Genomic DNA, 14,857 nt, shown 5'->3' on the forward strand with positions numbered 1-14,857 from the left:
ATCGTCACCGAGGTGATGGACCCTGAGCTGCGCTCCGCCATCGGCCGGATCGCCCGGGTCCCCCAGCTCCTGATCGCCTGCGACTACGACGGCACACTGGCGCCGATCGTGGAGGACCCGAGCACCGCCGTACCCCTGCCCGAGTCGGTGGCCGCGATCCGCGCGCTCGCCGCGCTCCCGCAGACCACAGTGGCTGTCGTCTCCGGCCGGGCGCTGCGCGACCTGGCCGCGCTCTCCCGCCTGCCCAGCGAGGTGCACCTCGTCGGCAGCCACGGCTCCGAGTTCGACATCGGCTTCGTCGAGCGACTCTCCCCCGAGCTGGTGGCGGTACGCCAGCGGGTGCGCAACGCGCTTCGCGAGATCGCCGCCGAGCACCCCGGGATCCGGCTGGAACGCAAGCCGGCAAGCGTCGCCATGCACACCCGTGGGGTCGACCCGCAGGTCGCCGCCGCCGCCATCGAGGCGGTCCGCACCGGCCCGGCCACCTTCGACGGGGTCACCGTCACCCAGGGCAAAGAGGTGATCGAGCTCTCCGTGGTGGCCACCCACAAGGGCACCGCCATCGACCAGCTCCGGACCCAGCTCGCGGCCAGCGCCGTGCTGTTCATCGGCGACGACGTCACCGACGAGAACGCGTTCGGTAACCTGCACGGTCCGGACCTCGGCATCAAGATCGGCCCCGGCGAGACCCAGGCCGCCTACCGGGTGGCCGAGCCGCTCGACGCGGCCCGCACGCTCGGGCTGCTGCTGGAGACCCGCCGGCACTGGCTGTTCGGTGAGCGTGCGGTGCCCATCGAGCGGCACTCGATGCTCTCCAACGGCCGTACCGTCGCGCTGCTCACCCCCGAAGCCAAGGTCAGCTGGCTCTGCCACCCCAAGCCCGACTCGGCGGCGATCTTCGCGGACCTGGTCGGCGGCAGCCCGGCCGGTCACTTCAGCGTCGCCCCGGAACGCGGGGGCATCCCGCTGGGTCAGCGCTACCGCTCGGGCACGATGACCGTGGAGACCCGGTGGTCCGGGCTCACCGTCACCGACTGGCTGGACAAGCCGGCCCGGGAGACCACCCCCGACGGTCCGGCCGTCGTCACCGGCGACTCGACCCTCGTCCGGGTGCTCACCGGCCACGGCAAGGCCCGGCTGGAGTTCGCCCCCCGGCCCGAGTTCGGCCAGGTCGCCGTGCAGTTGCAGCCGCTCGGCGACGGCCTGCTGGTGCTCGGCTCCAACGAGCCGATCGCCCTGTACTCCCCCGGCGTCGAGTGGCAGGTCAACAACGACGGCGGGTACGAGACCGCCAAGGCCGTCGTCGACCTCTCCGCCGCCGGCGGGCAGGTTGTGCTGGAGCTGCGCTTCGGCACGCACAGCCTGGAGCACCACCGGGTGCCGATCCACGAGCGGCAGACCGCGGCCGAGCAGCCGTGGAAGGACTGGGTGGCCTCGCTGCGGCTGCCCTCGACCTCCCGCGACCTGGTCGCCCGCAGCGCGCTCACCCTGCGCGGCCTCTGCCACGAGGCCACCGGTTCGATCCTGGCCGCGGCCACCACCTCGCTCCCCGAGGAGCTGGGCGGCGTCCGCAACTGGGACTACCGCTACTGCTGGCTGCGCGACGCGGCGCTCACCGCCCGCGCGCTCGTCGACCTCGGCTCCATCGAGGAGGCCGAGGCGTTCCTGCGCTGGGTGGACGGCTGCATCGAGCGCACCGGCGGCCACCCGGAGCGCCTGCACCCGCTGTACACCATCGACGGGTACGAGCTGGGCGCCGAGGCCGTCATCGACACACTGCCCGGGTACGCCGGCTCCCGGCCGGTACGCGTCGGCAACCTCGCCAACCACCAGCTCCAACTGGACGTCTTCGGCCCGATCGCCGACCTGATCGCGGCCGTCGCCGACGCCCGTGGCTCGGTCCGCGACGACGAGTGGCGGGTCCTGGAGAACATGGTCGAGGCGGTCCGCCGCCGCTGGCACGAGCCCGACCACGGCATCTGGGAGGCCCGGCTGCCACCACGGCACCACGTGTTCTCCAAGGTGATGTGCTGGATGACAGTCGACCGGGCGCTGCACGTGATGCGCCAGCACGGTGGCGAGGACCGACCCGAGTGGAAGGACCTGCGCGACCGGATCGGCGCCAACGTGCTGGAGCACGGCTGGCACGACGAGGTCGAGGCGTACAGCGTCGCGTACGGCGACGAGGACATGGACGCGTCGTCGCTGTGGATCGGCCTGTCCGGTCTGCTCCCGGGTGACGACCCGCGTTTCCTGTCCACCGTGCTGAAGATCGAGGCGGACCTGCGCAGCGGCCCGGTCGTCTACCGGTACCACTGGGACGACGGGCTGCCCGGCCGTGAGGGCGGCTTCCACATCTGCACGGCGTGGCTGATCGAGGCGTACCTGCGCACCGGCCGCCGCACCGACGCCGAGGAGCTGTTCGCGCAGATGGTGCTCACCGCCGGCCCGACCGGGCTGCTTCCCGAGCAGTACGATCCGCTCGCCGAGCGCGGGCTGGGCAACCACCCGCAGGCGTACAGCCACCTGGGGCTGATCCGCTGCGCCCTGCTGCTGGACAACATGCTCAAGCAGTAGTTCGACAGACAGACCACGACGGGCCGGAGCAGCGCTGCTCCGGCCCGTCGTCAATTCGGCAGGCGCCTCGATTCGACAGCACCGGCGGGTACCGGTCACCCGAGCGCCGCCGTCACCACCCCGGCCCCGGCCCCGGCCCTGACCCTGGCCCCGTGCGGGTCCTTTGCTCTGCTTCACTGCACGCAACACAAACGCCTTCTCGGTGTTGCGTCGGTTGAAGCAGAGCAAAGGACCCGCGGGGAGCAGCCAGTCTCCGCAGCCCGAGCCGCCCGCACCGCCCGCACCGCCCGCACCGCCCGGGGGCCGCGTGGCCCCGGGCCACCGATCACTCGTCGAGGGCACCCACCACGTCGCCAACCACCACGACGGCGGGTGGACGGAGGTCGGCCGCCAACGCCTCGGCGGCCACCGCGTCGAGCGTGGACCGCAGCACCCGCTGGCCGCCAGTCGTGGCCTCCTGGACCACGGCGGCCGGTGTCCGTGGCGAACGCCCGTGCGCGATGAGGGTGGCCGTGATGGCGGCGAGGTTCTTCAGCCCCATGAGGATCACCAGCGTGCCGCGCAGGCCCGCGAGGGCGTCCCAGCGCACCAGCGAGGCCGGCGAGTCGGGTGCCAGGTGCCCGGAGACGACTGTGAACTCGTGCGCCACCCCCCGGTGGGTGACCGGGATGCCGGCGGCGGCCGGAGCGGCGATCGAGCTGGTCACCCCCGGCACGACAGTCACGGGTACGCCGGCCTCCGCGCACGCCAGCAACTCCTCCCCGCCCCGCCCGAAGACGTACGGGTCCCCGCCCTTGAGCCGGACCACGAAGGCGCCCGCCAGGGCACGGTCGACCAGGATCTGGTTGATCTCCTCCTGCGCCCGGGACGGGCCGTAGGGGATCTTCGAGGCGTCCACCAGCTCGACGTCGGGGCGCAGCTCGTCCAGGAGCAGCCCGGGGACCAGCCGGTCGACGACCACCACGTCGGCCTCGGTGAGCAGCCGCCAGCCCTTCACGGTGATCAACTCCGGGTCGCCCGGACCGGCACCGACAAGCGCCACCCGCCCGACCGTCGCAGCGGAGGTGGCCTCGGCGTCGGGCCGGTCCCGGATGGGAGCGGCGTCGCGCACGGCGAGCAGGTCGCGGATCGCGTCCCGGACACTCATCGCCCGCCGGGGATCCCCGCCGCCCAGCACCGCCACGGTGACGGGACCCTGCCGGGTCACCGCCGGGGTCCAGGCCGTGGCGGCCGCCCGGTCGTCGGCCCGTACGCAGAAGATCCGCCGCTCGGCGGCGACGGCGCTCACCGACGCCGCCGCGATCGGGTCGTCGATCGCGACCTGGACCAGCCACGCCCCGTCCAGGTCCTCCGGCGCGAACCGGCGCGGCGCCCAGCGCAGCCGGTCGGCGTTCACGTGGGCGCGCAGCGCCGGGGTCAGCTCCGGCGCCACCAGCAGGACATCCGCGCCGGCGTCCAGCAGCGCCGGGACCCGCCGGGTGGCGACCGCGCCGCCGCCCACCACCACCACCCGCCGCCCGTCGAGACGCAGACCCAGAGGGTACGGACTTGTCACTTCTCGGCCACGCCTGCGGAGTCGAAGGTGGCCACCTCGTGCAGCACCCGCACTGCGCCGGTGACCACTGGCAGCGCCAGCAGCGCACCGGTGCCCTCGCCGAGGCGCAGCCCCAGGTCGATGAGCGGGTCGAGACCCAGGTGGCGCAACGCCACGGTCGCACCCGGCTCGGCCGAGCGGTGACCGGCGACCATCGCGCCGACCGCGTCCGGGGCGAACGCGGCGGCGGCGAGCGCGGCGGAGACCGCGATGACGCCGTCCAGCAGCACCGGCGTACGGCGGGCTGCGGCGCCCAGGATCAGGCCGGCCAGCGCGGCGTGCTCCAGCCCGCCGACGGCGGCCAGCACACCCAGCGGGTCGGCCGGGTCGGGCGTGTGCCGGGCCAGCGCGGCCCGCACCACCGCCACCTTGTGCGCGTACGTCGGGTCGTCGACCCCGGTGCCCCGGCCCGTGGCGTCGAGCGGGTCGGCGCCGGTGAACGCGGCGATCAACGCGGCGGCCGGGGTGGTGTTGCCGATGCCCATGTCGCCGGTGAGCAGGATGCCGGCACCGGCGTCGATCAACTCGTCGGCGATCCGGATGCCGGTCCGCACGGCCGCCAGCGCCTCGTCCCTGGTGAGCGCGGCGGTCACCGTGAAGTCCCGGGTGCCCCTGCGGACCGACGCGGTGACCAGTCGGGGCGCGGACGGGTCGAGCACCGCCGTGCCGGAGACCTCGGGGGCGGGCAGCGGGGTGGCCACACCGACGTCGACGACGGTGACCGAGGCGCCTGCCTGGCGGGCGAACGCGTTGACGACCGCCCCGCCGGCCAGGAAGTTGCCGATCATCTGCCCGGTGACCTCCTGCGGCCACGGGGACACGCCCTGGGCGTGCACCCCGTGGTCACCCGCGAAGATCGCGACCGCGGCCGGCTCGGGCAGCGGCGGCGGGCAGGCGCCGGCCAGGCCGGCGAGGCGTACCGACAGCTCCTCCAGCAGACCCAGCGAGCCCGCCGGCTTGGTGAGCCGGCCGTGCAGCTCCCGGGCGGCGGCCATCGCCGACTCGTCGAGCGGTCGGATCGCCGCGATCGTGTTCTCCAACATCATGCCTCCATGGTCTCGCGCAGCACCTCGACGAACGCTTCGGTGGTGTTTCGGTCACGTACCGCCACCCGCAGCCAGTCCGGGCCGAGGCCGGGGAACGTGTCGCCCCGGCGCACCGCCCAGCCCCGGTCCCGCAGGGCTGACCGGATCCGGCTCGCACCGGGCAGGTGCAGCAGCACGAACGCGCTGGCGGGGCGGCCTGCGACGCGTACACCTGGCAGGTCGGCCAGGCGGGCGACCAGATGGTCGCGGTCGGCGGCGAGATCGGCGGCGATCGCGCGTTCGGCCCGGACCGCGACGGACGTGGCGCAGGCCGACGCGGCGGCCAGCGCCGGGGTGGAGACGGCCCACAACGGCTGGACGGCGGCCAGCCGGGACAGCAGCTCCGGCGCGCCGAGCAGGTAGCCGATCCGCAGGCCGGCCAGGCCCCACGTCTTGGTGAGGCTGCGCACCACGAGCAGGCCGGGCAGGTCGCGCCGCTCGGCCAGCGACTCCGGCTCGCCGGTGCGCCCGGGCGCGATCGTGGTGTCGGCGAACGCCTCGTCAACCACGAGCACCCGGCCGGGGCGGGCCAGCGCGGCCACCGTCTCCGCCTGGTGCAGTACGGAGGTGGGATTCGTCGGGTTGCCGATCATCACCAGGTCGGCGTCGGCGGGCACCCGACCGGGATCGAGCCGGAAGTCCTCGGTGGGATCCAGCAGCACCCGCTCGACCTGGTGGCCGGCGGCCCGCAACGCCGCCTCCGGCTCGGTGAACTGGGGATGCACCACGACCGGGCGGCGGACGCCCCGCAGCGCCTGGGCGATCAGCACGAAGCCCTCGGCGGCCCCGGCGGTGAGCAGCACCTCGTCCGGGTGACGCCGGTGCCGGGCGGCGACCGCGGCGCGGGCCGGCGCCGGGTCCGGGTACCGGGCCAGATCGGTGAGGCTGGCGGTGATCGGCCCGGCCAGCCACTGCGGCAGGGGCGCCCGACGCACGTTGACGGCGAGGTCGACCAGGCCGGCTGTCGCCTCCGCGTCGCCGTGGTGCGCGAGGTCCGGCTCGGTCCCGCCGGCGATCGGCGCGCTCGGCTGATCAGGCATGTCCGCGATCCTGCCGGGAAGGCGGCCCGTGGGACAGCCGATCTCGACGTAAGCCGCGTCACCACTCGCCGGTTTAAGAGTTCTTCTCATGTACGTATCGGAAATGTCATAACTTGACCCTGTGAGCAACCGACCCCTTGCTGCCGCTGGTCGACTCGTCCCTCTCCTGCGCGCCGGACTGATCGCCGGCATCGTGATCGCCGCCGCCGCGTACCCGCTCGTCGCCCTCACCGGGCTCGGCGCCAAGGCCACCGCGCACGCCGTGGAGCAGAAGACCAAGCTGCTGACCACAGCCCTGCCCGCCGAGACCTCGTACCTCTACGCGCCAGACGGCAAGACCGTGCTGACGATGTTCTACGAGGAGTACCGGCAGTACACCAAGCTGTCGGACATGTCGCCGAACATCCAGCAGGCGATCGTCGCCGCCGAGGACTCCCGCTTCTACCAGCACCACGGCGTCGATCCCAAGGGCGTGGCCCGCGCCTTCGTGGCGAACGCCCGCTCCGGCGGCTCCCAGGGCGCGTCGACCCTGACCATGCAGTACGTCCGGATGGCCCTGCGGGACAGCGCGACCACCCCCAAGCAGGTCCAGGAAGCCACCCAGCAGACCAGCCTGCGCAAGGTCAAGGAAATGCGGATGGCCCTGGACCTGGAGAAGGAGATGAGCAAGGAAGACATCATGGAGCGGTACCTGAACTCGGCGTACTTCGGTCACCGGGCGTACGGCATCTACGCCGCCAGTGAGATCTTCTTCTCCAAGACCCCCAAGGACCTCACCCCCGTCGAGGCGGCCACCCTCGCCGGGCTGGTCAAGTCGCCGTCCGAGTACGACCCGGCCGACTCCGACCAGAAGGAAGCCACCGGACGGCGCAACTACGTCCTGGACCGGATGAGCCAGCTCGGCTACATGTCCCCCGACTCGGCCGCCGCCGCCAAGTCCGAACCGATCCGGCTGAAGCTCACCAACCCGCCGAACGACTGCGCCGCGATCCCGGAGAAGTACAACAGCTGGGGATTCGCCTGCGACTACCTGAAGAACTGGTGGAGCGCGCAGCCCGCGTTCGGTACGAACCGGCTGGAACGGATCGACAAGCTGCGCCGCGGCGGCTACCGGATCGTGCTCAGCATCGACCCGAAGATCCAGGAAGCGGCCGAGAAGAACGTCGGCGCCAAGGAGGGCACCGGAAGCCCGTTCGCCAACGGCATCGTGGTCTCCGAACCCGGCACCGGACGGGTGAAGGCCATGGCGGTCAACCGCACCTACTCACTGGACCTGGCCGAGAACCCGCAGAGCTCCAACCCCGAGGCCGGGCCGAACGTGAAGGCCAACTACCCGAACACCGTGGCACCCCTGCTCGGCGGCGGCGACCTGCCCGGCTACCAGGCCGGATCGACGTTCAAGATGTTCCCGATGCTCGCCGCACTTGACTCCGGGATGACACTCTCCACGTCGTTCAACGCCCCGTACCGCTACAAGTCGGCCGTGTACGACGGCTGGGCGCCCTCCAACGCCAGCGGCGCGATGACCGGCCAGCAGACCATGTGGTCCGGCTTCGGCAAGTCGGTGAACACCTACTTCGTGTGGCTGGAGGAGAAGGTCGGCGCCGACCGGGCCGTCCGACTGGCCGAACAGCTCGGGCTGCGGTGGCGCACCGACGTCGACCGGGAACAGGCGTCCCCCGGCAAGGCGAAGAAGTGGGGCGCGTTCACCCTGGGCGTCTCCGACGCCACACCGCTGGAGATGGCCAACGCGTACGCCGCCATCGCCGCCGACGGCAGGTACTGCGAGGCGATCCCCGTACAGGCGATCATGAACCGGGACGGCACACCCGCCACGTACGCCACCCCCGGCGGCATCCACCGCGAGGTCGCCAAGCCCCGCTGCCGGCAGGTGGTAAGCGCGGACGCCGCCCGGGCGGCCACCGACGCGGCCCGCTGCCCGACCGGTGACACCCCGGCACGCGGTGGCTGCGGCGGCTGGTCCACCGCCGACAGCGTCCGGGGGACGGTCGGTCGCCCGGTCGCCGGCAAGACCGGCACCACCGACAGCACCCGGTCCGCCTGGTTCGTCGGCTACACACCGGAACTCGCGGCGGCGAGCTTCATCTCCGACCCCGACAACCCGTTCAACGCGGTAGGTGACGGGCAGTCCCAGATCCCCATCGCGGCGGTCGCCGAGACACTGCGGGACGGACTGAAGGGACAACCCACCCGCCAGTTCACGCCACCGTCGGACGCCATCGTCGGCTGAGAACGGCGGGACTCAGCGCAGGTCGGCCGCCACGAACGACCACAGCTCCAGGTCCACCCGGCCACCGCGGACGAACCCGGCGTTACGCAGCAGGCCCTCGTAGCTGAAGCCCGCCTTCTCGGCGACGCGACGCGAGGCAAGGTTGCCGGGGGCCACCCGCAGCTCGACCCGCTGGAAGCCGTGCTCCAGGATCAACGCGATGGCCACCGCGTCCACCGCCTCGGCGGCCAGCCCGAAGCCACGCGCGTGCGGCGCCATCGCGTACGAGACCTCGGTGGCCCGGGCACCCCAGTCCGTACGCCGCGTCCAGAGCGCACCCACCACCAGGTCGTCCTCACGGCGGAGCACCGAGTAATGGTCACCGTCGCCGCTGTCGCGCCGCTGCCGGGCCAGATCGGTGCACCAGGCGTGCCCGTCGATCGGGCCGGAGTCGTCGGCCAGCGGCAGCCACCGCCGGGTCAGCCGGTCGGCGAAGATCTCCCCGGCCGCCGCCGCGTCCGCGGCGGTGACCCGCCGCACCTCCGTACGCGGGGTCGACACCGTCAACTCCGGGAAGCGGCGTACCGCCACCTGACCGATCATGCAGGCACCCCACCGGGCTGCGCGGGCACCACCTCGTCCACCGGTTCGGCCGCCGCGGCGGTCACCAACCGAGCTGCGGTCGCCGGGTGACCCGCCCAGTGCAGGGTGAGCTGCGAGGCGTGCACGTTGCGCCACACGAAACCCTCGGGTGTGCCGCCGTCCCAGCTCCAGGCCGGACGCTGACCGGCACGCGGCGTCAGCACCGCCCGGTGTTCCTTGTGCCCCACCAGCACCGTGCCGGCCGCGGCGACGACGCTGTCCGTCTGGGCCGTCGCCTCCCGGTAGCCCACCACCAGGCCGTCCCGGCTGACACCCACCGCGTCGAGCACCCCGCACATGGGCAGCCCGTCCAACTCCCGGGCCAGCCACAACAGGCCCGCGCCCTCGGCGACGACCGGCCGGCCGGTACGCGCCAACTCGGCCACCGCGATGCAGAGCCGCCGGTTCGCCGACAACTGCTCGGCGTACGCCTCGGGCAGCGCGCCGCCGACGACAAGCGCGCGGGTGCCCACCGGCAGCGCCTCGTCGCGCAGCGGATCGACTGTCACCACCTCGGCGCCGGCGGCACGCAGCAGCTCGGCGGTCTCCGGGTGGCTGAAACTGCCACCCGGGCCACCGGCGAGCGCCACCAGCGGCCGGTCCGCCGGAACGGCCAACGCGCCGAGCGCCTCCTGCGGGGACCAGGCCGGCGCCGGAAGGGGCGGGGCGGACCGGGCCAACCCGAGCAGCCGCTCCAGATCGACAGTGGCGGCGACCGCCTCACCGAGCCGGCGCACCGCGCGGACCGCGTCGGCGGAGGACTCGACCACAGGTGCCACGCCGTGCCGCCGGGACGGCAGCACGGCCGGCAGGTCCTGCCGACGCAGCGCCCCGTAGACGGGCACACCCACGTCGTCGAGCGCCTCGCGCAGCATCCCCTCGTGCCGGGACGACGCCACCCGGTTGAGGATCACCCCGCCGAGCCAGAGCTGCTCGTCGTACGAGCGGAAGCCGTGCACGAGGGCGGCCACCGACTGGCCCATCGCGGCGACGTCGACGACCAGCACCACCGGGCTGCGCAGCGCGGCGGCCGCGGCGGCCGTGGACTCCTGCTCGGGACGGCCGCCGACCGAGTCGTACAGCCCCATGCTGCCCTGCACCACGGCGAGGCCGGCGCCCGCCGCGCCGTGCGCGACGAGTGGGGCGAGACGGTCGACACCGACCAGGCGGGGATCGATCACGCGGCCGGGCCGGCCGGCGGCGAGGCCCAGGTACGCGGCGTCGACATGATCCGGGCCGAGCTTGAACCCGGCGACGTCGACACCCCGCTCGGCCAGTGCGGCGAGCAGCCCGATCGCCAGCGCGTTCTTACCGTGCCCGGAGGACGGCGCGCTGAGCACCAGGCGCGGCACCACGGTCATCATCGACTCCTCGCGGGCGGCGGCGGGTACGCGACGGACAACCGAGGAGGTCGATCCGTCGGCGTGACGATACCCGCCCGTCCCGACCGGCGAGCACCGCCAACCACTGCCGCGCGCACCGTCCCGGCCCGGTCGCGGACAGTGGCCCCGGTCATACGGGTAGCCTCGGTGCCGTGTACCGGTTCCTGCTGAGCCCACGCTGGCTGGGCGCCCTCGCGTTGACCCTGGTCGCCGCCGCCGTGATGGTGTGGCTCGGCAACTGGCAGCTGGACCGCTACCGCGGGCGTACCGAGGTCAACGAACGGATCGACGCCGGCCAGCGGATGGCCCCGGTGCCGTTGACCGAGGCGCTGAGCGCGCCCACCGGCGGCGCGGGCAAGGCCGGCCCGGCCCCCGCGAAGGAGAAGGTCTGGACCCGGATCACCGTCACCGGCCGGTACGACCCCACGAACACGGTGCTGGTGCGGGGCCGGACGGTGGACAGCCGGGTGGGCTTCGAGGTCCTCACTCCGCTTGTGCTCTCCGACGGCACGGCGCTGCTGGTGGACAGGGGTTGGATCCCACCGGCGCCTGGTGGCGCGACAGCCCAGCCTCCGGTGCCCGCCGCGCCCACCGGCGACGTGACAGTCGTGGGCCGGGTGCACGAGACCGAGAGCGGCGCCGGCGCTGTCGACCGGCGGGACGGGCGGCTGGAGACCCGACGGATCGCCGTCCCGCGGCTCGCCGGCGAGCTGCCCTACCCGGTGTACGGCGCGTACCTGCTGCTCGACGAGCAGACACCGGCCGCCGACCCGGCGTTCAAGGCGGTGACGGTCGGGCACGCCAACAACTGGCAGAACTTCGGCTACGTGGTTCAGTGGTGGCTCTTCGCCGTGATGGCCCTGTTCGGTTACGGCTGGGTGGCACGCCGGGAGGCCCGGCGGGCCGCCGGCCTCGACACCGAGCGCCGGCCCCTGGACCGGGCGGCCGAGCCGACGCCGAGCACGCCCGCCTGACCGGGCCCGGTCAGCCGCTCACCCGGCCGGCGTGGATGGCACGGACGGCGTCGAGGGTGTCCGCCTCGGCGGCGGACTTGTCGTCGCGGTACCGCAGCACCCTGGCGAACCGCAGCGCCATCCCGCCCGGATAACGCGAACTCGTCTGCACCCCGTCGAAGGCGATCTCCACCACCTGCTCGGGGCGGACCCGGACCACCCAGTCGCCGCGGTCCACCGCGAGGTCGAGGAACCGTTCGGTCTGCCAGCGCAGCAGCTCGTCGGTGAGCCCCTTGAACGTCTTGCCGAGCATCACGAACCCGCCGGTGCGCGGGTCACGGGCGCCCAGATGGAGGTTGGACAGCCAGCCCTTGCGTCGGCCACTGCCCCACTCGACGGCGAGCACCACCAGGTCGAGGGTGTGCCGAGGCTTGACCTTGACCCAGGCGGCGCCGCGCCGGCCGGCGTCGTACGGCGCGCCCGGGTCCTTGACCACCACGCCCTCCTGGCCGGCGTCGACAGCGGCGGCGTACGCGGCGCCGGCCTGCTCCGGGTCGTCCACCTCGACCCGCCCCACCAGCAGTGACGCGTCCACCGCGCCGGCGAGGGCCGCCCACCGGTCCCGGCCGGGCAGGTCGATCAGATCCTCCCCGTCGAGGTGCAGCAGGTCGAAGAAGTACGGGGTGAGCACACTCGTGCCGGTGCTGGCGGCGGCCGCGAGCACCGCCGGGGCGACAGGGGTGCGCCCCGTGGTGCTGGGCGTGGTGCGTCGGGCCGCCCGGCTGGAGGTCTGCTGGAACGGCAGCGGACGGCCGGACTCGTCCAGGCCGATCGCCTCGCCGTCGAGCACCAACTCCCGGCCGGGCATGGCGCGGACCGCGGCGACGACCTCGGGCACCCGGGTGGTGATCTCGTCGAGGCTGCGGGTGAAGACGGCGATGTCGGCGCCGGACCGGTGCACCTGGATGCGGATGCCGTCGAGTTTCACGTCGACCACCGCCGGCGTGCCGGTCGCCGCGAGCGCCTCGTCGACCGAGGGGGCGCTCTGCGCGAGCATCGGTGCCAGCGGCCGGCCGACCCGAAGGCCGAACCCGGCCAGCTCGGCGGCGCCACCGGAGAGCGCGGCGACCGCCACCGCCCGCAGGTCACCGGCGAGCAGCAGGGCGCGACGCACCGTCGCCACGGGCACGTCGGCGGCTCGGGCCACCGCGTCGGCGAGCAGCCCCGCCTGGGCGCCCTGCCTCAGCTCGCCGCCGAACAGGGCGGTGAGCAGACGTTGCTCGTCGGCGGTCGCCGCGCCGTAGAGGGCACCGAGCAGCGCCCGCCGCCGGCCCTGCGAACCGGTGCCCTGCACCGCGGCGAGCTGCTCCATGGCGGCGTCGACGGCGGCCACGGTCAACGTCGCCTCGGCAGCCGGGGGCGGCAGGTCACGCAGACTCGCGTAACCCACCCCGGTCTGCCGCTGGCGTAGCTCACCGGCGAGGTAGCCCGCGCCGGCCTCCACCTCGGCCGGGTCGAGCCGGCGCAGCGCGTCCGCCAGCAACTCCACCTTGGCCCGACGGCCGCTGGTGGCGGTGACGGCGGCGGAGGTGGCCGCCAGATCGAGGAACCGCACGACGCCCATCCTGCCAGTCGCCTCCGACACCGCCCGGGCATTGCCGTGCCCGGGCGGTGTCGGAGTGGTGCCGCCGCCCGCGAGCGGCGGCGGGATCAGGCGGAGACGGGCTCCTCGATGCGCAGCCCCCGCGCGCGGACCTCGCCGGCGACCCGGGCGAGCACCGAGTCGAGGGCGACCAGTGCGGCGGAGAGATCACCGAGCTGTTCGTTGAGCGTGTCCTCGGACCACGCGGAGACGTCGACGTCCCCCAGCGCGCTGACGGCGGCCCCCAACCGGGCCATCACCTCGTTCGTACTCATGTTCGAAAGCCTATAGCAATCCCAGCGGCGACACGCCGCAAACAGGCAGATCAGACGCGAACTTGCCGTTCTCAGGCGGCGGCCGCGGCCACCCGGCCCAGCAGCAGCGCCTCGGCGAGGCACACGCGGGCGAACTCCCCCAGGTGCAGGCTCTCGTTCGGGCCGTGCGCGCGGGCGTGCGGATCCTCCACGCCAGTCACCAGGATCGCCGCCTCCGGGAACATCTCCTGGAACGTCGCGATGAACGGGATCGAACCACCGATGCCGATGTCCACCGGGTCGGTGCCGTCCCAGGCGGCCCGGAACGCCGACCGGGCCGCGTCGAACATCGGGCCGGACGCGTCGATCACACACGGGTCGCCGTCGTGCTCCAGGCTGACAGTCACCTGCGCGCCCCACGGCGCGTGCCTCTCCAGGTGCGCGCGCACCGCCTCGTACGCCCGCTTGGGGTCGTCCCCCGGGGCGAGACGGACGCTCAGCTTCGCCTTCGCGGCCGGCACCAGGGCGTTCGGCGCCTCGCCCGTGGACGGCGCGTCGATGCCGAGCACGGCAACCGCCGGCTTGGTCCAGATCCGGTCGGTGATCCGGCCGGTGCCGATCAGGCGTACGCCCTCGGCCAGCCCCGCCTCCGCCCGGAACCGGTCCTCCGGGTAGTCGACAGTCGCGCCCACCCGGCCGACCAGCCCCTCGACCGCCACGTCACCGGCGTCGTCGTGCAGCGTGGCCAACAACCGGACCAGCGTGGTGAGCGCGTCCGGCACGGCACCGCCGAACATGCCGCTGTGCACGGCGTGGTCCAGCGTGCACACCTCGACGAAACAGTTCACGACGCCGCGCAGCGAGGTCGTCAACGCCGGTACGCCGATGTCCCAGTTGGTGGAGTCGGCGATCACGATGACGTCCGAGGCGATCTCGTCGCGGTGCTCGACGAGCAGCCGCTCCAGCGAATCGGAGCCGAACTCCTCCTCGCCCTCGATGAAGAGCACCACACCGACAGGCAACGCGTCCCCGTACGCGCGCAGCGCCGCGATGTGCGCCATGATCCCGGCCTTGTCGTCGGCCGCACCCCGGGCGTAGAGCCGACCGTCCCGCTCGACCGGCTCGAACGGGTCGGACTCCCACAGCGACCGGTCGCCGACCGGCTGCACGTCGTGGTGGGCGTAGAGCAGCACGGTGGGCGCACCGGGCGGGGCGGCCCGGCGCCCGATCACGGCGGGCTGACCGCCGGAGCGCACGATCTCGACGTCCAGGCCGCAGCCGCGCAGCAGTTCGGCGACCGCCTCGGCGGACCGTTCCACGTGCGAGTGGTCGAAACCGTCGAAGGCGATGCCGGGGATGCGGACGAGGCGTTCCAGGTCGGCCCGTACGCCGGGCATCTCCCGCTCGACGGCGGCCCGCACCTCGGACTCGGACATGATCGGTGAGGTCATGACCGGA

At 73.6% G+C, this 14,857-nt stretch carries 11 protein-coding genes; 3 read left to right on the forward strand and 8 right to left on the reverse strand.

The features are described from left to right. Positions 1 to 15: 15 nt before the first annotated feature. Positions 16 to 2,577 (forward strand): trehalose-phosphatase, encoded by a 2,562-nt coding sequence (otsB, locus tag AB0N27_RS23415; protein WP_364374257.1) that lies wholly within the window; start codon positions 16 to 18, stop codon positions 2,575 to 2,577. Between the two features lie 325 nt (positions 2,578 to 2,902). Here otsB and cobA read toward each other — a convergent pair whose 3' ends face one another. From cobA to cobC, 3 genes are read right to left on the reverse strand one after another with little or no spacing between them, the layout of a single operon-like run. Further along, positions 2,903 to 4,132, reverse strand: a complete 1,230-nt coding sequence (gene cobA / locus AB0N27_RS23420; protein WP_364373557.1) for a uroporphyrinogen-III C-methyltransferase — start codon at positions 4,130 to 4,132, stop codon at positions 2,903 to 2,905. Then, entirely contained in the window at positions 4,129 to 5,214 is a 1,086-nt protein-coding gene (cobT, locus tag AB0N27_RS23425) for a nicotinate-nucleotide--dimethylbenzimidazole phosphoribosyltransferase (protein WP_364374260.1), read from the reverse strand. Before cobT ends, cobA begins: the two co-directional genes overlap by 4 nt. Next, on the reverse strand, positions 5,214 to 6,296 hold the full coding sequence (cobC, locus tag AB0N27_RS23430; RefSeq protein WP_364373560.1) for an Rv2231c family pyridoxal phosphate-dependent protein CobC: 1,083 nt from the start codon (positions 6,294 to 6,296) through the stop codon (positions 5,214 to 5,216). Before cobC ends, cobT begins: the two co-directional genes overlap by 1 nt. 121 nt (positions 6,297 to 6,417) lie before the next feature. Here cobC and AB0N27_RS23435 point away from each other — a divergent pair, with 121 nt between their 5' ends. Next, positions 6,418 to 8,547: a transglycosylase domain-containing protein gene (locus AB0N27_RS23435; protein WP_364373563.1), complete on the forward strand. Its 2,130-nt coding sequence runs from the start codon at positions 6,418 to 6,420 to the stop codon at positions 8,545 to 8,547. A gap of 12 nt (positions 8,548 to 8,559) precedes the next feature. On the opposite strand, the gene AB0N27_RS23440 is transcribed toward AB0N27_RS23435, so the two are convergent. Next, the gene (locus tag AB0N27_RS23440; RefSeq protein ID WP_364373567.1) at positions 8,560 to 9,129 is read right to left on the reverse strand and encodes a GNAT family protein; all 570 of its coding nucleotides are present in this window, start codon (positions 9,127 to 9,129) and stop codon (positions 8,560 to 8,562) included. Beyond that, positions 9,126 to 10,529 carry a cobyrinate a,c-diamide synthase gene (locus tag AB0N27_RS23445; protein ID WP_364373570.1) on the reverse strand — a complete coding sequence of 468 codons (1,404 nt, stop codon included), beginning with the start codon at positions 10,527 to 10,529 and terminating at the stop codon, positions 9,126 to 9,128. Before AB0N27_RS23445 ends, AB0N27_RS23440 begins: the two co-directional genes overlap by 4 nt. 173 nt (positions 10,530 to 10,702) lie before the next feature. On the opposite strand from AB0N27_RS23445, the gene AB0N27_RS23450 reads away from it, so the two are divergent. Next, a complete protein-coding gene (locus AB0N27_RS23450; RefSeq protein ID WP_364373573.1) occupies positions 10,703 to 11,524 on the forward strand; it encodes an SURF1 family protein in 822 nt (273 codons plus the stop codon). 10 nt (positions 11,525 to 11,534) lie between these two features. Here the strand turns inward: AB0N27_RS23450 and AB0N27_RS23455 are convergent, their stop codons facing one another. The 3 genes from AB0N27_RS23455 to AB0N27_RS23465 form a co-directional block, all read right to left on the reverse strand. Beyond that, positions 11,535 to 13,127, reverse strand: a complete 1,593-nt coding sequence (locus tag AB0N27_RS23455; protein WP_364373576.1) for an ATP-dependent DNA ligase — start codon at positions 13,125 to 13,127, stop codon at positions 11,535 to 11,537. 86 nt (positions 13,128 to 13,213) lie between these two features. Further along, complete coding sequence (locus tag AB0N27_RS23460) at positions 13,214 to 13,420, reverse strand: hypothetical protein (protein WP_139585616.1); 207 nt, start codon at positions 13,418 to 13,420, stop codon at positions 13,214 to 13,216. 71 nt (positions 13,421 to 13,491) lie between these two features. Next, positions 13,492 to 14,835, reverse strand: coding sequence for a dipeptidase (locus AB0N27_RS23465; RefSeq protein WP_364374263.1), 1,344 nt, complete (start codon positions 14,833 to 14,835; stop codon positions 13,492 to 13,494). Between the last annotated feature and the right edge of the window lie 22 nt (positions 14,836 to 14,857).

It is taken from the genome of Micromonospora sp. NPDC093244 (assembly GCF_040683695.1).
GTDB lineage: Bacteria > Actinomycetota > Actinomycetes > Mycobacteriales > Micromonosporaceae > Micromonospora.